The 24,182-nt window shown below is 30.9% G+C and carries 26 protein-coding genes and 2 pseudogenes; 25 read left to right on the top strand and 3 right to left on the bottom strand.

Annotated elements, in window-relative coordinates; all coding sequences use genetic code 11:
- The first annotated feature begins 90 nt into the window (after positions 1-90).
- The 5 genes from B3J31_RS00465 (at position 91) to B3J31_RS00445 (ending at position 3,721) form a co-directional block, all read left to right on the top strand.
- Positions 91-273 (top strand): hypothetical protein, encoded by a 183-nt coding sequence (locus tag B3J31_RS00465; RefSeq protein ID WP_346873557.1) that lies wholly within the window; start codon positions 91-93, stop codon positions 271-273.
- Positions 270-1,034 carry a Crp/Fnr family transcriptional regulator gene (locus B3J31_RS00460; protein ID WP_047001640.1) on the top strand — a complete coding sequence of 255 codons (765 nt, stop codon included), beginning with the start codon at positions 270-272 and terminating at the stop codon, positions 1,032-1,034. Before B3J31_RS00465 ends, B3J31_RS00460 begins: the two co-directional genes overlap by 4 nt.
- A gap of 149 nt (positions 1,035-1,183) precedes the next feature.
- Positions 1,184-1,486, top strand: a complete 303-nt coding sequence (locus B3J31_RS00455) for a hypothetical protein (RefSeq protein ID WP_047001639.1) — start codon at positions 1,184-1,186, stop codon at positions 1,484-1,486.
- Positions 1,487-1,544: 58 nt separating this feature from the next.
- A complete protein-coding gene (locus B3J31_RS00450) occupies positions 1,545-3,398 on the top strand; it encodes a heavy metal translocating P-type ATPase (RefSeq protein ID WP_071875452.1) in 1,854 nt (617 codons plus the stop codon).
- An 89-nt stretch (positions 3,399-3,487) separates the two neighbouring features.
- A complete protein-coding gene (locus B3J31_RS00445) occupies positions 3,488-3,721 on the top strand; it encodes a heavy-metal-associated domain-containing protein (protein WP_047001637.1) in 234 nt (77 codons plus the stop codon).
- Between the two features lie 663 nt (positions 3,722-4,384).
- On the opposite strand, the gene B3J31_RS00440 is transcribed toward B3J31_RS00445, so the two are convergent.
- On the bottom strand, positions 4,385-5,347 hold the full coding sequence (locus B3J31_RS00440) for a hypothetical protein (protein WP_346867630.1): 963 nt from the start codon (positions 5,345-5,347) through the stop codon (positions 4,385-4,387).
- A 237-nt stretch (positions 5,348-5,584) separates the two neighbouring features.
- Between B3J31_RS00440 and B3J31_RS00435 the strand changes: the two genes are divergently transcribed.
- The 3 genes from B3J31_RS00435 to B3J31_RS00425 all read left to right on the top strand — a co-directional run bounded on the left by B3J31_RS00435 (position 5,585) and on the right by B3J31_RS00425 (position 8,310).
- The gene (locus B3J31_RS00435) at positions 5,585-6,571 is read left to right on the top strand and encodes a DNA/RNA non-specific endonuclease (protein ID WP_346867629.1); all 987 of its coding nucleotides are present in this window, start codon (positions 5,585-5,587) and stop codon (positions 6,569-6,571) included.
- A gap of 358 nt (positions 6,572-6,929) precedes the next feature.
- A complete protein-coding gene (locus B3J31_RS00430) occupies positions 6,930-7,313 on the top strand; it encodes an SEC-C metal-binding domain-containing protein (protein ID WP_346867628.1) in 384 nt (127 codons plus the stop codon).
- 265 nt (positions 7,314-7,578) lie between these two features.
- The gene (locus B3J31_RS00425; RefSeq protein ID WP_346867627.1) at positions 7,579-8,310 is read left to right on the top strand and encodes a Fic family protein; all 732 of its coding nucleotides are present in this window, start codon (positions 7,579-7,581) and stop codon (positions 8,308-8,310) included.
- A 565-nt stretch (positions 8,311-8,875) separates the two neighbouring features.
- Here B3J31_RS00425 and B3J31_RS00420 read toward each other — a convergent pair.
- Together B3J31_RS00420 and B3J31_RS00415 are read right to left on the bottom strand one after the other, a co-directional pair.
- Positions 8,876-9,367 (bottom strand): annotated as a pseudogene (locus tag B3J31_RS00420) (cupin domain-containing protein); the annotation flags it as partial.
- A gap of 210 nt (positions 9,368-9,577) precedes the next feature.
- Positions 9,578-9,838, bottom strand: a complete 261-nt coding sequence (locus B3J31_RS00415) for a nitroreductase family protein (protein WP_150845273.1) — start codon at positions 9,836-9,838, stop codon at positions 9,578-9,580.
- Between the two features lie 115 nt (positions 9,839-9,953).
- Here B3J31_RS00415 and B3J31_RS00410 point away from each other — a divergent pair, with 115 nt between their 5' ends.
- From B3J31_RS00410 to B3J31_RS00330, 17 genes and pseudogenes are all read left to right on the top strand, one after another.
- Positions 9,954-10,421 carry a flavodoxin domain-containing protein gene (locus B3J31_RS00410; RefSeq protein ID WP_346867626.1) on the top strand — a complete coding sequence of 156 codons (468 nt, stop codon included), beginning with the start codon at positions 9,954-9,956 and terminating at the stop codon, positions 10,419-10,421.
- A 101-nt stretch (positions 10,422-10,522) separates the two neighbouring features.
- Positions 10,523-11,365 carry a nitroreductase family protein gene (locus B3J31_RS00405; RefSeq protein ID WP_346867625.1) on the top strand — a complete coding sequence of 281 codons (843 nt, stop codon included), beginning with the start codon at positions 10,523-10,525 and terminating at the stop codon, positions 11,363-11,365.
- A 245-nt stretch (positions 11,366-11,610) separates the two neighbouring features.
- On the top strand, positions 11,611-13,416 hold the full coding sequence (locus tag B3J31_RS00400) for an ABC transporter ATP-binding protein (RefSeq protein ID WP_346867624.1): 1,806 nt from the start codon (positions 11,611-11,613) through the stop codon (positions 13,414-13,416).
- Positions 13,406-15,190 (top strand): ABC transporter ATP-binding protein, encoded by a 1,785-nt coding sequence (locus B3J31_RS00395; RefSeq protein WP_346867623.1) that lies wholly within the window; start codon positions 13,406-13,408, stop codon positions 15,188-15,190. Before B3J31_RS00400 ends, B3J31_RS00395 begins: the two co-directional genes overlap by 11 nt.
- Positions 15,191-15,431: 241 nt before the next feature.
- Complete coding sequence (locus B3J31_RS00390) at positions 15,432-16,556, top strand: radical SAM protein (RefSeq protein WP_346867622.1); 1,125 nt, start codon at positions 15,432-15,434, stop codon at positions 16,554-16,556.
- A gap of 120 nt (positions 16,557-16,676) precedes the next feature.
- Positions 16,677-17,585 (top strand): aminoglycoside phosphotransferase family protein, encoded by a 909-nt coding sequence (locus B3J31_RS00385; RefSeq protein ID WP_346867621.1) that lies wholly within the window; start codon positions 16,677-16,679, stop codon positions 17,583-17,585.
- A gap of 32 nt (positions 17,586-17,617) precedes the next feature.
- The gene (locus B3J31_RS00380) at positions 17,618-17,767 is read left to right on the top strand and encodes a hypothetical protein (RefSeq protein ID WP_346873556.1); all 150 of its coding nucleotides are present in this window, start codon (positions 17,618-17,620) and stop codon (positions 17,765-17,767) included.
- A gap of 136 nt (positions 17,768-17,903) precedes the next feature.
- Positions 17,904-18,665, top strand: coding sequence for a DUF2089 family protein (locus B3J31_RS00375; protein WP_346867620.1), 762 nt, complete (start codon positions 17,904-17,906; stop codon positions 18,663-18,665).
- 16 nt (positions 18,666-18,681) lie between these two features.
- Positions 18,682-19,815 carry a PD-(D/E)XK nuclease family protein gene (locus tag B3J31_RS00370; RefSeq protein ID WP_346867619.1) on the top strand — a complete coding sequence of 378 codons (1,134 nt, stop codon included), beginning with the start codon at positions 18,682-18,684 and terminating at the stop codon, positions 19,813-19,815.
- A gap of 4 nt (positions 19,816-19,819) precedes the next feature.
- Positions 19,820-20,533 carry a hypothetical protein gene (locus B3J31_RS00365; protein ID WP_346867618.1) on the top strand — a complete coding sequence of 238 codons (714 nt, stop codon included), beginning with the start codon at positions 19,820-19,822 and terminating at the stop codon, positions 20,531-20,533.
- A gap of 112 nt (positions 20,534-20,645) precedes the next feature.
- A complete protein-coding gene (locus tag B3J31_RS00360; protein ID WP_346867617.1) occupies positions 20,646-20,966 on the top strand; it encodes a helix-turn-helix transcriptional regulator in 321 nt (106 codons plus the stop codon).
- 1 nt (position 20,967) lies between these two features.
- Positions 20,968-21,351 (top strand): hypothetical protein, encoded by a 384-nt coding sequence (locus B3J31_RS00355; protein WP_346867616.1) that lies wholly within the window; start codon positions 20,968-20,970, stop codon positions 21,349-21,351.
- A 17-nt stretch (positions 21,352-21,368) separates the two neighbouring features.
- A complete protein-coding gene (locus B3J31_RS00350) occupies positions 21,369-22,040 on the top strand; it encodes a plasmid pRiA4b ORF-3 family protein (protein ID WP_346873555.1) in 672 nt (223 codons plus the stop codon).
- Positions 22,041-22,178: 138 nt separating this feature from the next.
- Positions 22,179-22,417: pseudogene (locus tag B3J31_RS00345) on the top strand (radical SAM protein); the annotation flags it as partial.
- A 213-nt stretch (positions 22,418-22,630) separates the two neighbouring features.
- The gene (locus B3J31_RS00340) at positions 22,631-22,963 is read left to right on the top strand and encodes a hypothetical protein (protein WP_346867614.1); all 333 of its coding nucleotides are present in this window, start codon (positions 22,631-22,633) and stop codon (positions 22,961-22,963) included.
- Between the two features lie 102 nt (positions 22,964-23,065).
- Positions 23,066-23,425: a DUF3139 domain-containing protein gene (locus B3J31_RS00335; protein ID WP_346867613.1), complete on the top strand. Its 360-nt coding sequence runs from the start codon at positions 23,066-23,068 to the stop codon at positions 23,423-23,425.
- Between the two features lie 64 nt (positions 23,426-23,489).
- Complete coding sequence (locus tag B3J31_RS00330) at positions 23,490-24,077, top strand: YdcF family protein (protein WP_346873554.1); 588 nt, start codon at positions 23,490-23,492, stop codon at positions 24,075-24,077.
- Positions 24,078-24,182 lie beyond the last annotated feature (105 nt).

The following is a 24,182-nucleotide window of genomic DNA, read 5'->3' as shown; positions in this document are numbered from 1 at the left end:
AAAATAAAGGGGTTAATCCGGTCTAATATAATGATTAGTCCGGAAAGTTACTATGAAGAGTATCTCAAAGGAAAGACAAAGGAAGAAATAATGACCGCCATCCGAGGACTTAAGCAAGAAATAGGACGTCTAAAAAGTACACTGGAAAATCCTGACTATGATGATAACGCAATTATTCATCCGGATAAGTTTACCTGCATTTACTGGACTCGTGGGTACTTGGAAAAAGCTAAAGAGACCTTAAGAGAGAATATGAAAGGGGCATTCAAATGAAAAAAAAGGATTTGATGCATGAAATTAAAAATCAATATATAGAAAAACAAGGGTATCACGATGTTACTCACACTCATCATCAAGGACATGAGTCAGCTTCACACGCTTCATGTATCACTGTAGTTCCGATCTTTAATCATTTAGAAGGAGAACAGATGGAGGAAATTATGAAAGTAACGAAATCGACCTCTTTTAAAAAGGGTGAAGTAATTTACCGAGAGGGAGATATATCCGACTTGTTATATATTGTAAGTAAAGGGAAAATTCGAATTTACCGTTTGTCTGAATCAGGAAAAGAACAATTAGTGAGAATATTAAATCCAGGCGATTTCACTGGAGAGCTTGCCTTGTTTCGCGAATCAATTCAGGAAGCATATGCAGAAGCAATGAGTGATACCGATGTATGTATGATTAGTAGAAATGATTTGCAAGAGTTTTTATTAAAGTACCCTACTATATCTTTGAAGATTTTATCGGAATTCTCTAACCGATTAGAAACATCAGAAAAACAAACAACTAGATTTGCCACAGAGAAGGTAGATACTAGATTAGCACTGTTTCTTGCAGAATGCATGGAAAGCGGAGATGGTCCAATGGAAATTGAATTGCCAATGAGTAAAAAGGATTTAGCCTCTTATCTAGGAACTACTCCAGAAACTATTAGTAGAAAGTTAGCTGACCTTGAAAATGAAGGATATATAAAACAAAAATCAGGTAGAAAGATTGAGATTTTGGATTTAGATGGATTGTTGTTGGTATAGATGTGATAATATAAAGTAAAATAGTAGTAAAAATTATTAAAACATTTAAAAAAGACTAAACTTGATTTAGATCAATTTAATTTCTTTCAATCTATAGTATTATATAATCAAGATAAAGAAAAAATAAAACAAGAAAGAAGGAAAAAAATATGTCAAGACAATTAAATTTTAATCAAGTAAAGGAAACTCATTTAAAAACATTAGCACAATATGTTCCAGTTGTAGCAAAAGTTCATGGAGGAAATCATCCAGAATTCTACCAGGTTCGTAAAGTATATGATGAACTTGCAAAGAAAGCAAAAGATGCGGGAGTAGAAAAGCCGGACTTAAAAGAGGAGTTTGTAAAATTACGTGAAATCACAGATAATTATACAGTTCCAGGTGATGTATGCGAAAGTTATGAAGCAGTATATAACATGTTAGCAGAATTAGATAAAGCATATGAAGCATAAAAGAAAATAAACAAAGCAATGAAAAGATATAAATAATCTAATAGGGAGGAGTATGAATATGCAAAAATTTATATTAGGAAGAAAAAACCATATTACAATAGTAAGTGCAATTTTAATAATAATTGCATTTGTCAGTAAATTAGGCTTCGAAAACGAACAAATAGCCATATGGGCATTAGTAATTGCTTCAATTTTGGGAGTTTCACCTATTGCGATTCAAGCGTATCAAGCATTAAAAGTCAAAGTAGTTAGTATTGATGTTTTAGTTACCATTGCAGTTATCGGAGCCTTTATAGTTAGAAACTACGAAGAATCAGCAATTGTTACATTTTTATTTCTATTTGGAGCTTATCTAGAACAAAGGACACTTAATAAAACACGTTCTGCAATTAAAGAATTAACTCAAATGGCACCAGAAAGTGCCTTAAAACAAGTGGAAAATGGTGAGTTTGAAGAAGTAGAAATAGATGAAGTTGATGTAGGAGATATTTTGCTTGTTAAAACGGGTGCAAAAATCCCAGTTGACGGTACAGTGTTAACAGGAGAAGGGCATATTAATGAAGCAAGTATTACAGGAGAAGCGGTTCCTGTAAGTAAAAAGAAAGATTCGGGGGTATATGCCGGAACAATTTTAGAAAATGGAACTATTCAAATCACTGCTGATCGTGTAGGTGAGGATACTACTTTTGGTAAAATCATTGAGTTGGTTGAAGAAGCACAGGATTCAAAATCAGAAGCAGAACGTTTCATTGATAGATTTTCTAAATACTACACACCAGCTGTTTTAGTTCTCTCTTTTATTGTATGGATATTTTCAAGGGATATTGAACTTGCAATTACAATATTAGTTTTAGGATGTCCAGGAGCATTGGTAATCGGTGTACCGGTTTCAAACGTCGCGGGGATTGGCAATGGAGCACGTCATGGAGTCCTTCTAAAAGGTAGCGAGGTTATTAGTGACTTTAGCAGACTAGATACCATGGTATTTGACAAAACAGGTACATTAACAATAGGAAATCCCAAAGTAGCTGATAAAGAAATTTATGCAGATAATGTATATGAAGTATTAGGGTATCTAGCAAGTGTTGAAAAGGAATCAGATCATCCATTAGCAAAAGCAGTTGTAGAATATATTGGAGATATAAAATTATATACAGTTGAAAAAACAGATGTTGTAAAAGGTGGAGGAATTGTAGCTCATGTAGAAGGTCATAAAGTTGCAGTCGGTAATGTGGCACTAATGGAGCAAGAAAATATTCTTTTAAGTGAAAAAGCTCGTGCAGATATTGCCAGATTTGAGAAAAATGGAAATTCACTTGTTTTAACATCAGTTGATGGTGAATTAAAAGCATTGATGGGTATTCGTGATCAAATTCGCCCGGGTGTAAAAGATGATCTTAAAAAGTTGAAAAAACTTGGTGTTAAAAATCTAGTAGTTCTTTCTGGTGATAACCAAGGAACAGTTGATTTAGTAGCACGTGAACTAGGACTTACAGAAGCTCATGGACATATGTTGCCAGAAGATAAAGCAACATATATTAAAGAGTTACAAGAAAAAGGTCAAATTGTGGCATTTGTTGGAGATGGAGTAAATGATAGTCCTTCACTAGCTCTAGCACAAATTGGAATTGCTATGGGAAATGGAACAGATGTAGCAATCGAAACTTCAGATGTTGTTTTAATGAATTCAGATTTCAGCCGCTTGCCACATGCATTAGGTTTAACAAAAGCAACCGCTAATAACATGCTTCAAAATATTATTATTGCAGTAGGGGTTGTATTAGTCCTTCTTGCCAGCGTATTCTTTAGTGAATGGATGAACATGTCAATCGGTATGTTAGTACATGAAGCAAGTATATTAGTAGTGATTTTAAATGGTATGAGACTTCTTCGCTATAAATTAAGAAAATAAAAATAAATAAAATTCTTGATGTAAATCAATTTATTATAGATAATAATAGTATATAATACAATTAACATAAACTAAAGGAGAGATGAAAAATGCAAAAAGCAACAATTCAATTAGAAACATTAACATGTCCATCATGTATGCAAAAAATAGAAAATGGAGTTAAATCATTAGATGGAGTAGACAAAAAAAGCATAAAGGTGCTATTTAATTCAAGTAAAGTAAGAGTGGAATATGATGATGAAAAAGTATCTATAAAAGATATTGAAAATGCCATCGATAAATTAGGATATGAAGTTATAAAATCTCAAGTAAAAGCTTTATAAAATAAGAGGGAATAAGTTTGGTTTTAATGATATCAGATGCTGGTTAATGTCATCTACGGTAAAGGACACAGTTACCAAGTTATAATGTCGTTGATATCTTCCCACACACGAAAGCCCACAGTGGATATGTTCTCACAAAGAGAATTTCTGATAAAAATATTTTGGTTACTAGTATTTGACAGCTATAACTTCCGCTCAAGCCATGTTGAGTGTGTTGTGAGGATAGTGAGGAAGTAAACTGGTATCGAAGGTTTTTAAAGATTTTAAGTTAAAATTAAAGCGTGTATTATGTTCCCTTAGACGTATAAGCTTAGGGGAATTTTTCTTTAGCAGGTTGTATCAATATCAATAAATTTAATAGTAGATGACACACCCTGAGTACTCTAAAGTGCATATATGAAGGCTCTGTTGTTAATCAAAGTGATAAAATTTGGAGAGAATTTATATTTTCATATAATAAATAGTTTCCTATTAAACTATTTATATATATTAATAGGAAACTATATAACTATATAACTAGTTATATAGTTGTTGTGGCCTCAAGGGTTTCAGAGATTTTGTTATTTTAAAAGAGGTGAAAATAACCAATGATATTCTATCACTGTAATTTGTAGCAGAGCCTAAAAATAATATGAGCACCACAAGACATAGATATGCCCAAAACTAATTATTAACTATAAACTCCACTGCATTTAAAGTTTTTTCATCTAAATCTTTTGGGTACCAGTGTCCAATTCCTTTATTAATATGGTATTCATGGGCAAGTCCAACTTCCTTAAATATCTTTAAGAGATGCTGAACAACTGGGTCAGTGTCCTGGTCTCCTTCAAGAATAACTATTTTTGTTTTTCTTTCTGCTAATTTCTTTGTATCTTCAAGTCCGACGATATCTAAGTAATCACCAGGGCATAATGCAATAACTCCTTTTATTGGAATAGTGTTATGAAAAGCCATATCAATAGAGGTAGTTGCACCACCAGAGAAACCTCCAAATAATACACAAGTTTCATCAATGGAATAGTCTAATAATAATTGTTCATAGCAATCCTTCAGTTCTTTTCTTGATAGAGTGGGATCACTAAGCCAGCCAAAGCTGTTATGGAAATACATTTGTGATGATTGAGGATATACAACTATGTATCCTTTTTCTAAAAGTGCATCAGGCTTCCAATACCAGCTAGTATTTTTTATATTGCAATGAAATCCATCACCATGTAGACAAAAGAATAATGGATATTTTTTTGTTGGATCATAAGATTTTGGAAGGTGAACTTCATATTCTAGCTTAGAATTTTCTTTAGCTTGGTGAAGTAGCTTTGTATTTAAATTATTAAGAGACTCATATTCAGGATGGTTTCTTAATAAATCAAAGTTTGGCCAGTGTAAGGGAAATGGATAACCTTTTTCAAGTGATTTTTTTATAAGATTGATACAGCTCTCACTATTATTGGTTTGAGTATATATCTTAGATTCATCGATGATAAGTTCAAATAGATTTTCTTCATATTCATCCTTTGGTAAAAGTTCATTTGCATGAAGGAGTATATTTAAAACTTCATCATACTTTTTTTCAGAGAAGAGTATTGAATAGTATTCTTCAAATTCATAAAAATTTCTATATTTCATAGAGATCTCCTTTAATTAATATATATTTAAATTATTACCAATAGGTTAATTATAACAGATAAGGGATTACAGGTATATGGAAAGGTTGGTTATAAGTGTATCTTATTCATAAGTCATGCAGTTTGTGTAGATAAATAGAAATAACCTTAACATAAAAAACTAATGTAAGTAGCTTTATCCATGCCTGGATGGTAAAATAATAGTGAACTGAAGATGATTAGGGGGAATTTTTTAGAAATGAAGAAATTTTTGTCAAGCTTAATTGGAATACTATTTGCTGTTTTAATTTTTGGCATGACCATGATGCCAAAAGATGCAAAAAATCAACAAAATACTGCAACTAATAAAATTGAAGCTAAAGAAGAGAAGAAGATTGAAGATACTTCAGTGTATAAATCAACTGAAGCAGATAAGGAAACTGCAAGTAATTTAAAGGAAGAATCAAAGAAAGAAACTTCAGCTGTTATCACAGAAGATATATTTTCAGGATATAAGCTGATAGTAGTTGATGGTGGAAATCTATCTGGACACAGAGAGCCTAATGTTGTAGTTGACATAGGATTTGGAGATAGAGAATATTATGCTTTTACAAATGAATACGGTCAGCTTGTTAAGGTAATAGCAAAAGAGATAATCTTGCAAGATGATTCAACAGAGCCTGTTACTTCAAGTGGAAGATATTATCAAGATGAAGCGAAAGTGCCAGGAGTTGAAAGTAGGACCTTGGATGAGGGACATGTTATAGCTGATTCACTTGGTGGAGTTTCTAATGCATACAATATAACTCCTCAGAATAGTACCCTTAATAGGCATGGTGACCAAGCTTATATGGAAAAGGTTATTCGAGATGCTGGAGGTTGTACAGAGTTTGTTGCAATAATAACTTATCCAAATACAACTACACAGATACCAAGTCACTACAGCTACACTTATACAATTAATGGTAATGTAATTAATGATGAATTTGATAATGTGAATCCTGATGAATATAATGCAAGTTTAGAAACGAATACTTCAACTAACAACTCAAATTCTAGTAATAATACAAATACTACTATCAATAATTCAGGTAGTACAAGCAGTCCAGGGAAAGTATATTGGACCCCTAATGGAAATAGCTATCATACTACAAAGAGTTGTTCTACTTTATCTAGAAGTAAAACTATTTTAGAGGGAACAATACAAGAAAGTGGAAAGAATGACCCATGCGATAGATGTCATTAGTTTTATGTTATAATTTTGTGTAAGCAGAGTTTAAAAAATTAATTAATAACCAAATAACAAATAAACCATAGCTAGTCCGTATGTTCTAGGGGGTAGCTATGGTTCTTTTTATGAAAGTAAATCTATTTATTTGGTACAATAACTATAGTAAATAGCAAAAATGAGTTTCTTATTTTACGCCGAACAAACAATGGAGGCTGGTGGAGTGGATTATGGCAAACAACAGGAGGAGCTGCCGTTACCGGTGACAATAGCCTTGAAACTGCACTATAGGAAGTAAAAAGATGTTGAAGATAAAGAGAGTTGATAATACTACGGAATAAAGAACTGGTAGGTTAAATGTAGAAAGGATGAGAACATGGTTAATAAAAAATTAAAATCAACTGTATTAGAAATTGTTGAAAATCAATTAAAAATAAATGAACCTATATGCACAAGAGAAACATTTGATAGATTAATTAAATTAGGATATTCTGAAAATCAAACCAAAGAGATGATAGCATCTGTTGTTGTAGAAGAAATCTACGATGTTATGAAAAATCAGGTTGTATTTAATGAAGAAAGATATTGTGAAAAACTATCTCAATTACCTGATTATATAGCTAAAAACAATAATGAAAATAGCTTTGAAGATGCAACAATTCAAGTACCTATAAAAAATGATCCTAAGATTGGAAGAAATGATTCATGTCCTTGTGGAAGCGGAAAGAAATATAAGAAGTGCTGTGGTAAAAACATATAGTAGGAGAATGTAATAATGTTGAAATTTCCTTTTGAGATGGAAGTTATGAACAATTCATTATACAATAATAATATAAAAAAATATTGTTATTTTATAACATTTATAGGGCGGTAACTTGATGTAAAACTAATACTTTTGCATAATAGTATTAATTAAATTTATCATGTTTTGTTAATATATGGAAACGATTATAATTAAATGATAAACTATATATGATAAATAGTAGAGAATAATAGTAATATACCAGAATATCGGGAGGTACTATATGAATTATGAAAGAATCCTAGATAAAAAGAGTAGATATGAGGCGGGAAAAAGTAAGATTGATGAAATAACATTAACTTCTTATGATAAGGATTTTGAGCTAATTTTTACCCATAACTCTACTGGAATTGAGGGCAATACTTTAACCCTTATGGAAACAAAGGTGTTATTAGAAGATGGAATCTCAATTGGTGGCAAGGAGCTTAGAGAAATTTATGAAGTTGTTAATCATAAAAAGGCATATGACTATGTGAAAAGGTGTATTGAGGAGAAAAAGCTACTAGATGAAACCATTGTGAAAGATATTTATGAAATACTAACTGCTGGTATAATTCAAGGTGGAATTTATAGAAATCAAGAGGTCAGAATTAGTGGAGCAGGTCATGTTCCTCCAGCAGGAAATGATATGTATTTTCAAATTAAGAACTTCTTTACAGATCTTCAATATAAACAAGATATGAATCCAATTGAGCTAGCAGCATGGACACATGCAGAATTTGTAAGAATTCACCCTTTTATTGATGGTAATGGAAGAACATCACGTCTTATAATGAATTATCAGCTAATGATACATGGATTTTTACCTGTTTCAATTGCAAAGGAAGATCGTCTTAATTACTATAATGCCCTTGAGGAATATGCAGTAAATGGAAATTTAGATTTGTTTGTAGATTTAATTGCAGATTTAGAAGAAAACCAGCTTGATACGTACATTAAATTAATAAGAGAGTAAGTATTTAAAAGAGGATCTAATGTAAGTTTGATTGAGTTGACTGAGATAGAAGTTGTAATTGAATAGATATTAAGGCTTCACCGCTAACTGAGTAATTTAATATTCTTAGTTAGCGGTCTTTTTAGCTTTATAAGTTCCAGTGGTTTCACCACTTACTCTATAATGTCTATAGAATCATCTATTCTTACAGATAATTCTTTAGGCATTCTTATATAAAAATCAGATGGCAGGTTATTGTCGTTTTGAGTATTGAGTGCATCATAAGGTCTAATTAATGGAGATGATCTAAGGTTTTCGAAAGAGCCTTGAAGATTTAATATGCCATAGCCCCATTGTGGATTAGGATATATATCACCAGACCTTTTACTAGTACCCCTTGTGAAATAAGAAATAGCTGTAGGGCCTACTTAGAGTATTCATTTATAAAATTACAACTCCCCAAAATATCTATTCATATTATTCCATTGGACTTAAAGTAGTTACAAATTAAATAGATATAGAGTTAAAATGCGATAGCTCAATAAAAATGAGTTACCGCATTTGGTTTATATGTGGTTTTTATGCTTTACTCTTCAGCAGCGTCTGAATCAGCTTTAGTTACGTGAACTGTATCACGTGGATGCTGAGGAGGAGCATAAATAGAGTACAATTTAATTGGTGTATTACCTGTATTGATTAGATTATGCCATTTACCAGCTGGTATGATGAAGGCAAAATCATCATATACTTTTTTTTGAAAATCTAAGTTATCTTTTCTGTCACCCATTTTAACAAGGCCTTCACCATCTTCAATACGTATGAATTGATCAAGGTTAGGGTGACTCTCTAAACCTATTTCTCCTCCAACGGGGATACTCATCAAGGTAAGTTGCAAATGAGTTCCAGTCCATAAAGCGGTACGAAAAGTATCATTTTGCTTAGTGGCCTCATCAATATTTACTACAAAGGGTTCTGGTCCATAATCCTTCAATTCAATAAAACTATTAGCATATTCAGATCTTAAATAATTAAATCTTGATTCATAATCAATTTCGTCAGTATAAGGGATATATTCATTAGGATACATATTTCTCTTCCTTTCATAGAACTATAACATTATAGTATTCTTTAAGTTTGGAAAATGTGCTTGATTCACAGGAATACTATATAATGAGGTCATATGTAGAATTTATTGATGAAGATTTGAACCTGTTTAAAGTAGATAGATTTGAACATTAAAATTTGTGCAACCCTATTGATGCAGAACTTGTAATAGAGGTTGCACAAACTATTTGTATGAAAGAGAAGAATGTATTATTGCCTGTTTAAGTGCATTTGATGTTTTGTCAGTTTTGTTTATAATTGTATTGGAGATTTGCTCTCTTAAATTTTGTTCATTGAAAAAAATAAATCGATAACAAGTTTTATTTTTCCATGAAGGTGCCATTAAAGCAGCATTAATAATTTTATCTAATTTTTCTGTGGGTATAGGAGTTGATTTGTAGGTCTTATTACTTGTTCTGTTTTCAATTACCTTATAAAAATCCATTATTATGTACCTTCACTCTCATAGTTTAATGTGAGCTTTCTTAAGAATATTAACATATTTTATAAATATTTCAGGTATAATTTTATTAAAAGGAAATTAAGTGGGGGTATGATTTATGAAATCGCTGATAATATATTGTTCTGATTATAAAAAAAACACTGAAGAAATTGCACGGATATTGGCTGACAAAATAAATTCGGAGGTAATTAATATAAGAGATGTTAGTGATTTAGACATGGAAAGTTATGATTTGATTGGATTTGGTTCTGGTGTATATAGGGAGAGTGTCTCACCAAAGCTTTTTAAGTTGGTTGATAAGTTGAATTTAGCAGGTAAAAATGTTTTTGTATTTTCAACCAGTGGAGTTGGGATGAAGTTCTATAATAATAGGTTAATTAAAATTTTAGAGTCAAAAGGAGCAATAAACAAGGGGAGTTTTGCCTGTAAGGGTAGCTTTATAGCAAAGGATTTTACCAACAAAAGGCTTTTTAATATTATTGGCAGATTATCACAAGGGCATCCCAATCAAAGAGATTTTAAAGAAGCAGAAAGATTTATTGTAAGGGTACTAGATTCACTTTAAACTTATGGTATTAATCCTCTTATCTAAGAAGAAAAGAATATTTATATGTATTATAGTTGAGTAAAAGCAGAAGATATTTATTATAGAAGGGAGAAACATCAATGAATATTAATTTTTCAATAGAAGAATCAGTTAAAAAACGATACAGCGTAAGAAATTATAAAGAACAAGAGGTTGAACTAGATAAAAGAAAGGCAATTGAATCATTTGTTAATTCCTTGGATAATCCTTTTGGGAAAAAAGTTAACTTTCACTATCTTGACAATAGGGAAATGAAGGATGAAGAAAAGCTTGGAACTTATGGTGTTATTAAAGGGGCAATGCAATATATTGGAACAACTATTAAATTAGAACCAATGGCATTAGAAGCGCTAGGGTACGAACTAGAAGCAGTTATTCTTTATTTAGCTCATCTTGAACTTGGGACCTGTTGGTTAGGGGGAACCTTTAATCGTAAAGGATTTGCAAAGGCTATGAACATAGAAGAAGATGAAATATTTCCAATCATAACACCCTATGGTTATGCTGCTACGAAGAAGCATATGAAAGAAATTGTAATGAGAAAAATGATAAAAGCAGATCAACGTAAAGAATGGAATCAATTGTTTTATATAAATGATTTTCAGACACCTCTTACAAAAGAAAAAGCAGGAGAGCTAGAGGTTCCTTTGGAGATGGTTCGCTTAGGCCCATCAGCATCAAATAAGCAGCCTTGGAGAATTCTAATAAAGGACAATGCATGCCACTTTTACGAGTATAAACAACCGGGATATAGTGATAGTTTTCCATATGATATTCAAAGGGTAGATATGGGAATTGCTGCAGCCCACTTTGATTTTTCAGTTAAAGAAAAGGGGCTCAAAGGTTACTTTGATACAGAATGTGAACCAGAATTAGAATTGCCTCACCATATGGAATATGTTTTTTCTTGGATTAGAGAATAGAATAGGATATTATGTAATTTATTTATGTTTAAACTCCTCTTGGACTAAGGTCTGAGAGGAGTTTTTTATGAGTTATATAAATATGCAAACTTAGTAAGTCGTACTAACAAACCTATAAATAACAACCTATAAATAACAATCCCAAAGTGAACATGGAATTTCATTGTAAAAGACTACCTTATATTATATAATATAGTAATAGTTGATAAAATTTGGTCTAAACATATTGTACTAGGGGGGATTAAATGTCAAAATATAATTTGTTCTCGAAAAAGAAACTTGGGATCATTGATATCATTGGAATTCCAGTTCATTACTGCCCCTTTTATACTATTTCAATTGCGGTTGTTAGTTTTTTTAGTGGTATAGTTCCAACACTTTCACTTTTAGCCACTTCACATTTCATCAATTCTTCAATATTGTTTTTCACAGAAGGCTTGGGTGAAACTCATATCAAAATGTCAGTATTGGCAATTATTTTATGTACAGTGTATTTGAGTTTTTCGCCTTTATTGATGGAGTATCTTAATAGGAAGCTTGAAAATAGTTTAATGGAGAATTTTTCTGTTTCTTTAATAGGTAGGATTGCATCACTAAAATATGAATATCTTGAGGATGACACAAGCTTAGATTTAATATCTAGAGTTTCTAGACAACCTGAGACCCAGTGTGTTAAGTCTTATGGACAAGCATTGGGAGCATTTAGTCTAATACTAAAAATCATAGGGATTATGAGCGTTCTTCTCTTTAACGTTGCCTGGGCTGCATTAGCAATTGCATTAATAGCAATACCAACATTTCGTATTGCTATAAGGGGCGGCAAAGAAAATTATGAAGCAAATAGAGAGTGTGAAAAACATATAAGAAAAGCGGGTTACCTATCAGAAATTCTAACTGGAAGAAATGCTGCTAAAGAAAGAACTCTTTTTAACTTCTCAAAGCAGGTTAATGATTGGTGGCATAAGCAATACGAAATTGCAAGAAATATTAAGTTTAAAGCCAGTTTAAAATGGTTAAAGGAGTCTGAAATTGGTGGAACTTTAACCTCCTTACTGATAGCTGTTATTATTTTAATTCTTGTATTTCCATTAAAAAGAGGTTTATTATCTATAGGACTATTTATTTCAATTGTTAATAGTATTTTGTCATTAATTCCAGATTTGGCTTGGCAATTACCAGAGTATACTGAAGCTATAGCTGAATCAAAAGAGTATTTAGAAGATTTTACAAAGTTATTGTCATTAAAGTATAAGAATGAGTACTTGTACGTTCCCTCAGAGAATCCGATTATAGTGTATCGCATAGAATTTAGGAATGTAACATTTAGATACCCAGGAACTAAACGTGATGTATTGAAAAACCTTAATCTTGTCATTGAGAGAGGAATGCACTATGCTCTTGTTGGTGCTAATGGTTCCGGAAAGACAACAATAACTAAACTACTAACGGGATTGTATGAGGATTTTGAAGGAGATATTCTTATCAATGGCATTTCAATTAAGACGTACAGTCAACAAGAATTAAAATCCATGTTTGCTATAGTATATCAGGACTTTGCTAAATATGAGATTTCATTGAAGGATAATATAGCATTAGGAGATGTAAACAGTTATAGCACTCAACGCCTAGAAGAAGCAATTGAAGAAAGTGGATTAAAGGAGTTAGTACAAGAATTACCTAGAGGTATAGATAGCTATATTGGTAGAATTGTTAAAGAGAGTATTGATTTATCAGGTGGACAATGGCAGCGAGTTGCCATTGCAAGAACACTAGTAAGTAATGCTTCCTTAAGAATTTTGGATGAGCCAACGGCAGCCCTAGATCCAGTGAAAGAGAGTCAACTTTATGAGAACTTTGAAAAAATTAATCATGGGAAGACCACACTTCTCATTAGCCACCGATTAGCTTCAACGAAACTTGCAGATGTTATATATGTAATTGAAGATGGAACTGTAAGTGAACAAGGTAATTTTGATGAACTGATGAAAATCAATGGTTCTTATGCTGAAATGTTCAATAGTCAGAGGAGGTGGTATGAGAATGAAAACTAATAGAAAATCTGACTGCAGTATAATTGTTCAAGGATTTCGAAAGGTAATTGGTGCCTGTCCAATGTACTTTCTATTTATTTGTATCATTGACTTACTATTAGGTTTAACACTTGCTCTTAATACCTTGGCCCTTGACAACTTTTTTAGCCTTGTTGGTCAATATGTTTCTGGAAAAACAGTATTAAGTGGAGTATTGAGTTCTCTTATATTACTTATCCTTTGTATTTTGGCAAACCCAGTATTAAATGGACTAAGTACAGTTTTTTGTTTAGACTATGAACGTAAGGTGATAGGAAAACTTGAAAAGATATTTAATGATAAATGTGCCATGCAGCAAACAGCTAGCTTTGAGGAAACTTCTTTTTTAGATGGTATTAATAAGGCACAGAAAGGTGTAAAAAATAGTGTATCACTTATAACAGGAATTGTGGATGCTACATTAATCTATATCCCTTATTTTTTAATTATCGGTGTATATCTTTATAGCTTAAAACCAAACTTAATTATAATCATTTTTTTATTTTCCACTCCTATTATGTTTTCTCAAATGTTTAAAAGTAAATTATATGCTAGACTGGAAGATAAGGCTGCACCCTTGCGTAGAGAATGTGAGCATTATGGGGAATGCATCATTGGCAAAGAAAAATTTAAGGAAACAAGATTACTTGGAGCATACAATTTCTTTATTAAGAGATATAAGAATAGATTGCAAACTCTAAATAATGTTACAATGAAGACTCAAGTTAAATCAATAAGGATTGAATTGTTATTTAAAATTCCCGTGGTATTGGGACATGTAATTACCCTGCTATTACTTGTTAGGTATCTTCTTGATGGTTCCATTTCAGTAGGAAACTTTGGTGCTATTTTAGCTTCAACTGGAATGATTATGAATATGTTAGAACAGATGATTTGCTATATAATAGGAAACTCAATGAAACAGATTGGTACTGTGGATAACTATCTTAAATTTATGAATATAAAAGAATCAGTAGGAAAGCAAATTAACTATGAAAAAGCTCCAGCCATTGAGCTTAAGGATGTTTCCTTTAGTTATCCAGGGAGTAAGAAAGATGTTATTTCAAAGGTATCTATAAAGTTTCATAGTGAGGAAGTCATAGCTATTGTAGGAGAAAATGGTGCTGGGAAAAGTACATTAGTAAAACTGATTTCTGGGATTTATTTACCTAATAAAGGTAGTGTATATTTTAACGGTGAAGATACTAGAGGGTTAGATCCTAAAACCTTGATGAGTAATATTTCTAGTGTATTCCAGGACTACCAACGCTACAAGATGACACTGCAGGATAATATCATTATAAGTGATACATCAGCAACTTTGATAAACCAATGTGCTCAGAACTCATTAAAAGAAGCTGATTTAAATGTGAATTCCAAAGTATTTCCACAGGGTATGAATACAATGCTTTCACGAGATTTTGATGGGGTGGATCTTTCAGGAGGACTTTGGCAAAGAGTAGCCATTGCAAGAGGATTTTATAAAAAACATAATATGATTCTTCTTGATGAGCCTACAGCTGCAATTGATCCAGTAGAAGAATCTAAATTATATATGAAATTTATTGAGTTATCAAAAGGAAAAACATCTTTTATTGTTACCCATCGCTTATCTCTAACTAAAATGGCAGATAGGGTAGTTGTAATGGATCAAGGTAAAGTTGTTCAAATAGGAACTCACAAAGAATTAATTAGTGTAAAAGGAAAGTATCAAGAACTGTATAGTTCTCAAAGTAAGTGGTATGTAGAAAACTAATATGATGAAAATAAAGATATTCAAAAGAGTTTGTTTAAAAGGAAACACATTTAGAACCTTGAGAAATCAGGGTTCTTTTTAAGTGCAAAAAGTTATATGTTTCCAAAGACATAGTAAGGAAACAATGAAAGTGATATAATAAAGCGAATGAGTATGACTTTTGAAGAAGAATACGTGAAAAAGCATAACAAGAAGAATTTAGATTGAATCTTTAAGAAGATAAATTAGAGGAGGATACATAATGAAAATTTCAAAAGAAGATGCGTTGATGTGGTTTGAGTTTTTTGCCATGCTGCCAGAGGATGAGGAGCTTATGACAAAACAACAGGAAATCATATATGCTACCTTTGCACAAATAGAGGAGTCAATTGATCATAGAAATAATGCCTTAATATCAGAAATTAAAGACTTAAAAACTCTAGGGAATAGAACTTATTTTGTGGGAAATGAAAGAAAGTTTGCAATGGGATGCCGTTCTTGTCTTATGGGAACTGGCTTAAGTGCAATTAGAAAAACCAACAAATGTAACATAGAGTGTAAGTTCTGCTATAACTATGGAGAATTAGAGGATCAGCCTCCTATAGGTGAAGGTATGTGGGAAATCGGAGGTACAAAGTTTTATGAGAAGGATATAGATTTACTTCTTTCCATCCATAAGAAGCCTACTGGGGTATGCTATGTTTATTTAGAGCCTTTTATGGAAATTGAAAAGTACTATCCTGTTATAAAGAAGTTTAGTGAGGCAGGTGTTCATCAACATTTATACACCAATGGTACTTTAGCTACGGAAGAAACTTTGAAGGCATTAGCAGAAGCTGGCCTTGACGAGATAAGATTCAACCTAGGGGCAACTAATTGTGCAGATAAAGTTATAAAAAATATTGGACTTGCTAAAAAATATATTAAAAATGTAGGTATTGAAACTCCAATGACTCCTGAGTTTTTTGAAGGATTCTTTGAGAAAAAAGAAGCAATTTTAGACACAAATCTGGATTTTATAAATTGTGCAGAGCTACATTTAAATGAGAACAACATACACAATTATGAAGGCGAAAATATGTATATTTCCAGACATGGCTATATTTCTCCAACTTGGAGCAGAGAATTAACTCTTAAATTCATGAAAATAGCTGAGGAGGAAAACTGGGATTTAGCAGTTCATGATTGCTCAAATCATACAAAATTTGCGAGAAATTTAAACTTGAGTAGCAAAGAAGGTAAGTGGTTCGGAGCTAGCAGCTATGGCTGTGAGTTTTCAAGGATACCATACGAAGTATTTTTACCAATACTGAAGGATGATAACTTCAAATTTTTAAGTGAAGAAGAACTGCCTGAGGGCTATAAAGTAGGAGAGCTGTTTTTTTAATTAGATAAATGGAGTTTCTTTATATCTTCTTCTGAAGTGACAATTATCATATCAGCATTCCTAGAATCAATAAATTTAAAAACTACAATTTCTTCTACATCTATAGAGAGGTAAAAACTAATGGAACTATTAATAAAAAATGTATTAAAACACTGGGGATTAGAAAATGCAACTATTGATAGTCGTTTCCATGAGGATTCGACTAGACAAATATATTTGATCATAGCAAATGATAAACCTATTTTATTGAAAGGAATTCCTGATGCAAAGTCAGAGGAAGTAATAAAAGGAAATGTTTTTGCCCATGAATATCTGGGAAATAAGAAGCATATAGCACCAGAACTTATATATACACAAAATGGAGAGAGATATGTTCATAAAGAAGGATATTTCTTCTATTTAATGGAGTTTATTCAGGGAAGAGCTTTAGAAGAAACTCCAGAAGATGAATATGCCCTTGGTAAGCTGGCGAAGGCATTACATTCATATGATGACTATAAATATCCTTCTGGTTTAAATGAAGATAAAAATAGGTTTTATGAATGGTTTAAAGAGAAGCCTTTCAAGAAAGAGTTTGATAACATTTTGGATGAAATACCTAAATTCAGTAACTATAATCAGTGCTTTATTCATACTGATATAGGTCCACATAATGCTATGATGAAAACTACAGGAGAAGTTGTGCTGATTGATTTGGATGATGCTGGTATTGGTTGCAGATATCTAGATATGGGATGGCCGTTTATTATGCAGTTTGTAGATTATAATCACACAACTGAGGAAATGAAATATCGCTTTGACTTAGCTGAAGCTTTTCTGCAAGGTTATTACGGAGTCCAAGATATATCAAGAGAAGAGTATGACTTGATATGGCAAGGAGCTATCTATATGCATATATCATATATGAAAACTTGGGGGCCATATGCAGTAGACTCTCTTTGGAATATTTTAAAATTTGGAATGGAGCATAAAGAAATTCTTTGGAATCATATAAAACAAGCTTATAAAAATGAGAATCTAAATCTTTGATTTAGTCCTTTGAACTTACTGGTTAGAAGTATGTGAAAAGGAGTTATATTAAAAAATCATATCAATGGTTTGAAGCCCTGGAGTGTAATTATGCACACTCTAGGGCTTTTGTGTGTATAAACATATTTATAAGCTTGCTTGATGGTATTCAGATAGAAGTTGTAATTGAACAAGTTTTATAAGTATGGCTGACTAAACTTTTAAGTGTACCTTGGTTGCTATTTTTATTTTATAAAAGTAGTTATTAATAATATTAATAAGTATTTGACAAAATTATCAAAATTATATACAGTTATATCATGTGAATGGAGGAATATTATGGGAAGGAAACTGGTGGCTTCATGCCAAAGATGTAATGAAAGATTAGTAGCTACTAGGCTTACTTGTGAATTAGAATTAAATGGTGATTTTCCTCTAAGTAAGTTTGATTATTTATCAACGAATGAACTTGAATTTGTTGAATGTTTTTTGAAGCATCAAGGAAACTTTAAAGCTGTGCAAAATGAAAGAGGAATGTCTTATCCTGCGACTAAAAAGAAACTGATGGATATTTTATGCAAGTTAAAATTAATCCCAGAAAATGATATTAAAAGGAGTGAATTACCTATGCTAATTATAAATAATCTGCTAATAAAAGATACTGATAGTTTAGTTGTTAGAAAAATAAAAGAAAAACTTAATGCAGAAGGAGGGCGAGCAACTGTTACTCTTTATAATGGAGATGGTTGCGATATATGTTTTAATGAAAATGGAAAAGGGCTTATATCTCCTAAAATACCACCAACAAATCAATTAGTGTGGGAAGCTTTTGAAGCTGCAGTTGAGATTGTAATAAACAACGGTGGTAAAGCCAAAAAGGGAAATGCTCAATCTGGAGCTAAGCTCGGTAGTGAAAAATTAATGTTAAATTCAGTTGAAGGATATATTGCTCATAAGGTGCATGGTGTTCAAGAGGGGGAGACAGCATTCGGACCTGGGTTTGTTATATGCGCTATTCTTGATTGGGCAGAGATATGCAGCAACGAACGTGGTTATCTATCAATTAAACCATCATTTCTAGGTGAATTAAATAAAGATTGATGAGGGGGATTTAATTATGAAAATTTATACACCAAAAGAAAGGATTAATGATTTAGACCTACCCAATTTGTTTAATTATGCAACAAAGGAATTGTCCCAAGATGCTTTTTTATGTTGGGCATTAGAATGGAGAAATATACGTGGTCATCAAATGTGTGAGTTTGCGTATCTCTTGCTCGAAAGTTTTATAAAAGAATCTATTTATAAAAATCAAATAGATCCACTAGATATAGAGAAGGTGGAAATAAAAAAACAATATAAAAATATAGATATTCTTGTTTTAGCAAAGTTAAAAAATGGAATGATATTACCAATTATAATTGAAGATAAGACAGACACATCTGAACATGATAATCAACTTGAAAGATATAGAGAAATAATAATAAAAGAATACACTAATTTCCCAGAACCTATATGTATCTATTATAAAACTGGATATTTTTTTGAACTATACTCCGAGATAGAAAAACATCATTACATTGTATATGACAAGTTGAAAATTTTAAATATATTAAAAATATTTGAAGATTTTCAAATGCCACTCTTATTTTGTGATTATTATGCACATTTAGTTCATAAACAAAAATATGAAGATAATATAATTTCTGCATATAATAGAGCGGTTCAATCTGGAAATATAAATATACTAACAGAAAACCTAAATATAAATTTTGCACAGTGGGAATTGATGAAAAAACTAACATCAAATATTGAAGAAAACGCTGAGAATAATATAAGAAAAGGGAATAACCCAAATGGAAACCCATGGACATTATATGATATTGACGATAGCTACTTAAAAGGAAAAGATAATTCTTTTTATAGAATTGACAAAAACATTGATGGTTATTACTTGTCGCTGAGACAATATTGTAAATATAATAGCTCAAAATACATGAAAGAAATTGGAGCTACTGACAAGGAGGGTTTACTAAAAGATAAAATGAAAAGGCTAGACATATACCGTGAATGCTTTGAAAAATCTGTCAGAGAAATAAACCAACATATTGAAATTTATACATCTAACAGAGGGGCTTATGAAAGTGAGATAGGTTGTTTCCGATTAGATAGCATAGATACCGTGGTGTGGCTTGAAAAAAATCTATCTGTTGTTACAAATAGATTTTTACAATTAGTTAAACAGAGGTGATAAAATGGCTAATTTTGAACCATCAATAGTAGAAATACATTTATATTCTGATGATGACTTTATTAATCGAGAAATAAGTAAAGAGAATTTTTCCAATATCAAATTGTACAGTTGTAATGAAGTAAAAGTTGAAAACACTAGCAATGAATTAGATTTTTCCTTTGATTTGGAATACTTTGATGAAGAAAAAATCCAATCAATTATTGGAGATAAAATTAATAATATTCAAAAAGAAAGTTATGAAATATGCTTTGTAAATTCAAAAGAAGAGTTTAATAAACTTGAAAACTTTAAAGGGGCTATAATATGTTTAGAAAGTTCTTATCTTGATGCAGTTAGAACATGTAATATAGCTGTTAAGGAAAAAGAGCAAGCGGTAAGTGTAATTCGTAGCATATATTATTCTTTGAATAGTTATCATGTTTTCCCTTATGATTTATATATGATTATTGGTTATGAATTTAATATAATTATTGAGAATATAGATATACAGCAAATAGGGCAATTTAATATTATAGTATGGAATTATAGAAATAGTGGTTCTAATGAAAATTCAAAAGCAGTTTTTATTAACACTAAAGATTCTAGTATACGTCAAGTTAAAGGTGTAAATTTATACAACTATATAGTAGAAAAAATTGATAATAGCTATCTTAATGATATGAATAGTGATTTAGTAATAGCTCTAAATTATACAGAGGAATTAAGAGAAGAATAATCTTTCAGATGTGTAGTATATGTGAGAATTGTCAACAATAAATGTTAGAATATCTAACATTTTTATTGAAAAATAATTAAAATGCATATATTATTATATAGGAGGGGTTATTATGAGTAAAACATTATATGAAAGATTAAAAGAATCAAGAAAAAATTTGAAATTATCTCAGGAATATGTAGCTAAAGTATTAGGAATTCATAGAACAACTGTTACGGCTATTGAAAGTGGAGTTAGAAAAGTTTCAGCTGATGAACTTAAGATGTTTTCAGAGTTATATGGAGTTTCAATAAATGAATTAATGTATGAAGAAAAAGAAAGTGATGAAGTTAAATTGTTTGCTCGAACATTTTCTGAACTATCTGAGAATGATAAAAAAGAAATTCTTAATTTGATGGAATTTAAGAAAAAAGTAAAACAACAAGGAGTATAGGATGAAAGAAAATTTTAATTTTATGTCTTATTCCTATAAAGCTAGAAGTTTAGCCAAGCGGGTCTTAGAGGAGTATTCAGAAAAGAGAAATACACCTATTACAAGATCTTATCTTCCAAGAATGGATAAGTTATTTGAATGGGGAGTTATTAAGGCTGGAGATACTGCTGTAATCAAGAATTTTAATAATTCAGAAGCTATAGTTATTGATACTAGATATGTAGAATTTGAAGAGCAAAAATTAACTTTTAATCAATTGGGAGAAAAGGTCACGGGATGGTCTGCACTGAATATCTATATATGGACTATAGTTAAAGGTAGTGAAAAGACTCTACATGAAATTAGAAAAGAAAAGTTAATGTCTAATGAAAATAATATATGGTGAGCAAACTATAGATTTATATGAAGAATCTAAAAAAGGAAAGGATGATGCTTATGAAGGCATATCAAATTAAAATAACACTTATTGATAGTGTACCATTAATATGGAGAAGAGTAATAGTCCCAGCGGAGATTACTTTTAAAAGGTTACATGATGTAATTCAGTTTTCAATGGGATGGAAAGATTATCATCTATATGAATTCAATATTAAGGAAGAAAATCTTAGAATTACTTGTGATGAAGAGGTGGTTGATGAATATGAATTTTATTCTAAGATGAGATTAACAAAAGAAAATGATCTACATGGTTTTATAGGAAATATCTTAAAGGTAAAACCAAAGTTGAGTAGTAAGGTTAAGATAGATAAGTTATTAACTAAAGTAAAGAGTGTTGAGTACATATATGATTTTGGTGACTATTGGAGACATGATATAACTCTAGAAGATGTAGTAGAGAATTATGAATATGGTCATCCAATATGCGTAGATGCTAAGGGAGCTTGCCCTCCAGAAGATGTAGGGGGAATACCTGGGTATGCAGAATTTTTAGAAGTAATGAAGGATAAAAACCATCCAGAGCATGAAAGATTAAAAGAATGGGCTGATAGTCAATACTACAAAGATACTTTTAATATTGAACATACTAATATACTTATGGCAGGTATACTTAAATTAAAGAAAGTAAAAAAATAAGATACACCGATAGCTAAGAAATTTTATTATAAACTTGCAGTATTATTTTTTTAAAGAAGTGATTAACAACAAAGAAGTAACAATACTTTAATTTGAGGAGGATAAGTTAATGAGTGGTTTCAGTTATACTTTGAGAATCATATTTCAAATATGAAAGCTTTTAGAGAGCAGTATAAAGGTAAATTTATATTAGAAGTAACTATTCTAAAGGGCTATAACGATGATGAAGAATCCATCCAGAAACTAAAAAGTGTTATTAAAGAAATATCTCCTAACAAGGTAATTATTGAAAGATTAGAAGATGAAAAATTTAAGAAAAACTTGGTATACCTGATGAAAGATTTGAGGAAATTTCAAATTCATTACTAAATATTTAGTAATGCTCAGATTTAATATAAATAATAAATATTTTAAGAGAATCCTAAATGCAAAAAGGATTCTCTTAATTTTTAATAAGTATTAAAAATCAGTAAGAATATTATGGATTAAGTTGTGTCATTAATTCTTAAAACATGTACAGTTATAGTAAATAATGGTATTATATTTATGTACCAATTAAAGGAAAGGTATACTCAATAATATATATCTATATGAATTCTTATTATAGTTTAAGTGGAAAGGAAGAGAAATATGAATTTCGAAATTGGGATATAAATATTAACAAAATAAAAAGCATTTCTGAATTCCCTAATATTCCACTTATAGTAATAGCAAGAGATAGTAAGGTAGCTGAAAGAGAATGGGTGAAATATAGTATTCCAGATAAGGAAGCAACTTTATATGAAAATCAGTGGCGTAAACTACAAATTGAGTTATCTAAACTTTCAGATAAAGGAAGATTAGTAATTGCTGAAAATAGCGATCATGAAATTTATTTAGATCGACCTGATGTAATAATTAACAATTTAAAGACATTAATATAGAATCTTTTATGTCCCTACATGCTTTAATTGAGTGTTTTAATACTGCATACAATCCTAAATTTAAATAAATATCAACAAATTGTAATATGTAAAGGAGCTATGATGAAGAAATTAGTTATTTTTGTTTTATCAGTAATTGTTGTAATTGGTATAGTGGTTATGGGAGGACGTTATAGTGCTAAAAAGGCTATTTCAGACTATATGGATAATCAAGGAATAGATAAGAAAGATATTGTAGTTGATGATTTCTTTAAAGATTGGAAAGTTGGTGGATATTTGTATTGTGTATCTATTAATGATGAAGATCCAGATATATATTATGAATATCATTATGAGAGTGGGGAAATAAGATTTTCAGCTTCAAAAATGGATGAGGAATCTATAAAAGAAAAAGTATGGGGTGGAAATGTTTTTTCTGATTCGGAATTACAAAACTTAAAGTATCCACCTTTGAAAGAATAAGTGATTATGAAGAGAGAAAAAGAGCTAAAAAATAATTGGAATGCTGTTTTAGGGGGAGTAAGTTATGAGTAAATTAATTGGAGGTGAAAGTAATTTGGATTATCCATTTAATTGTATAAACGAATTTATATTTGTTGAGACTGTTGTTGAAAAATCAGACATTATATTAATACCAGGAGCCAGCTGTCCACAATTAATGGAGAGAGCAGTAGAGCTTTACAATAGAGGTTTAGCCAAATATATATTGCCAAGTGGAGGAGCAAATAGCAAATTAACCTATTATGAGACAGAATGGGACTATCTGAAAACAATAGGGATTCAGTTAGGTATTCCTGAAAAAGCAATTTTAGAGGAGGACCAAGCAAAAAATACATTTGAAAATGCTCAATTATCATGGAATGTATTACAAACATTAAATATACCAATAAAAAATGTAATTTTGGTATGTAAAGCATATCACTCAAGAAGAGCATTACTAACGTATAAATCAATTTTCCCTTCAAATGTAAATTTTTATGTATCCCCTGTAATTGATAAAAGAGGAATTACAAAGGAAAATTGGTTTTTAAGTAACTATAGTATTGGTACTGTTATGAATGAAGTAGTGAAAATAGGAAGTTATTTTGAAGATAAAATCCAAAAGTGGGTTTAGCACTTGTATTACAAAAAAGTATGAAGTACATGAGAAGAACTAAAGAAAGGAAACAATCCTTCTCGTGGGTATTTTTTTGGTACCGGATTAACCCCTTTATTTTGG

The sequence above is a fragment of the Clostridium sp. UBA5988 genome (assembly GCF_002435615.1).
Taxonomy (GTDB): domain Bacteria; phylum Bacillota; class Clostridia; order Clostridiales; family Clostridiaceae; genus Clostridium_J; species Clostridium_J sulfidigenes.
The sequence above is the reverse complement of the archived record's forward strand: the minus strand, read 5'-3'. Positions and strand labels throughout refer to the sequence as shown.

Bases quoted from the DNA above. Each gene is read 5' to 3' on its own strand.
- B3J31_RS00465 (WP_346873557.1), top strand. From the start codon at position 91: ATGACCGCCATCCGAGGACTTAAGCAAGAAATAGGACGTCTAAAAAGT.
- B3J31_RS00460 (WP_047001640.1), top strand. From the start codon at position 270: ATGAAAAAAAAGGATTTGATGCATGAAATTAAAAATCAATATATAGAA.
- B3J31_RS00455 (WP_047001639.1), top strand. From the start codon at position 1,184: ATGTCAAGACAATTAAATTTTAATCAAGTAAAGGAAACTCATTTAAAA.
- B3J31_RS00450 (WP_071875452.1), top strand. From the start codon at position 1,545: ATGCAAAAATTTATATTAGGAAGAAAAAACCATATTACAATAGTAAGT.
- B3J31_RS00445 (WP_047001637.1), top strand. From the start codon at position 3,488: ATGCAAAAAGCAACAATTCAATTAGAAACATTAACATGTCCATCATGT.
- B3J31_RS00440 (WP_346867630.1), bottom strand. From the start codon at position 5,347: ATGAAATATAGAAATTTTTATGAATTTGAAGAATACTATTCAATACTC.
- B3J31_RS00435 (WP_346867629.1), top strand. From the start codon at position 5,585: ATGAAGAAATTTTTGTCAAGCTTAATTGGAATACTATTTGCTGTTTTA.
- B3J31_RS00430 (WP_346867628.1), top strand. From the start codon at position 6,930: ATGGTTAATAAAAAATTAAAATCAACTGTATTAGAAATTGTTGAAAAT.
- B3J31_RS00425 (WP_346867627.1), top strand. From the start codon at position 7,579: ATGAATTATGAAAGAATCCTAGATAAAAAGAGTAGATATGAGGCGGGA.
- B3J31_RS00415 (WP_150845273.1), bottom strand. From the start codon at position 9,838: ATGGATTTTTATAAGGTAATTGAAAACAGAACAAGTAATAAGACCTAC.
- B3J31_RS00410 (WP_346867626.1), top strand. From the start codon at position 9,954: ATGAAATCGCTGATAATATATTGTTCTGATTATAAAAAAAACACTGAA.
- B3J31_RS00405 (WP_346867625.1), top strand. From the start codon at position 10,523: ATGAATATTAATTTTTCAATAGAAGAATCAGTTAAAAAACGATACAGC.
- B3J31_RS00400 (WP_346867624.1), top strand. From the start codon at position 11,611: ATGTCAAAATATAATTTGTTCTCGAAAAAGAAACTTGGGATCATTGAT.
- B3J31_RS00395 (WP_346867623.1), top strand. From the start codon at position 13,406: ATGAAAACTAATAGAAAATCTGACTGCAGTATAATTGTTCAAGGATTT.
- B3J31_RS00390 (WP_346867622.1), top strand. From the start codon at position 15,432: ATGAAAATTTCAAAAGAAGATGCGTTGATGTGGTTTGAGTTTTTTGCC.
- B3J31_RS00385 (WP_346867621.1), top strand. From the start codon at position 16,677: ATGGAACTATTAATAAAAAATGTATTAAAACACTGGGGATTAGAAAAT.
- B3J31_RS00375 (WP_346867620.1), top strand. From the start codon at position 17,904: ATGGGAAGGAAACTGGTGGCTTCATGCCAAAGATGTAATGAAAGATTA.
- B3J31_RS00370 (WP_346867619.1), top strand. From the start codon at position 18,682: ATGAAAATTTATACACCAAAAGAAAGGATTAATGATTTAGACCTACCC.
- B3J31_RS00365 (WP_346867618.1), top strand. From the start codon at position 19,820: ATGGCTAATTTTGAACCATCAATAGTAGAAATACATTTATATTCTGAT.
- B3J31_RS00360 (WP_346867617.1), top strand. From the start codon at position 20,646: ATGAGTAAAACATTATATGAAAGATTAAAAGAATCAAGAAAAAATTTG.
- B3J31_RS00355 (WP_346867616.1), top strand. From the start codon at position 20,968: ATGAAAGAAAATTTTAATTTTATGTCTTATTCCTATAAAGCTAGAAGT.
- B3J31_RS00350 (WP_346873555.1), top strand. From the start codon at position 21,369: ATGAAGAATCTAAAAAAGGAAAGGATGATGCTTATGAAGGCATATCAA.
- B3J31_RS00340 (WP_346867614.1), top strand. From the start codon at position 22,631: ATGAATTCTTATTATAGTTTAAGTGGAAAGGAAGAGAAATATGAATTT.
- B3J31_RS00335 (WP_346867613.1), top strand. From the start codon at position 23,066: ATGAAGAAATTAGTTATTTTTGTTTTATCAGTAATTGTTGTAATTGGT.
- B3J31_RS00330 (WP_346873554.1), top strand. From the start codon at position 23,490: ATGAGTAAATTAATTGGAGGTGAAAGTAATTTGGATTATCCATTTAAT.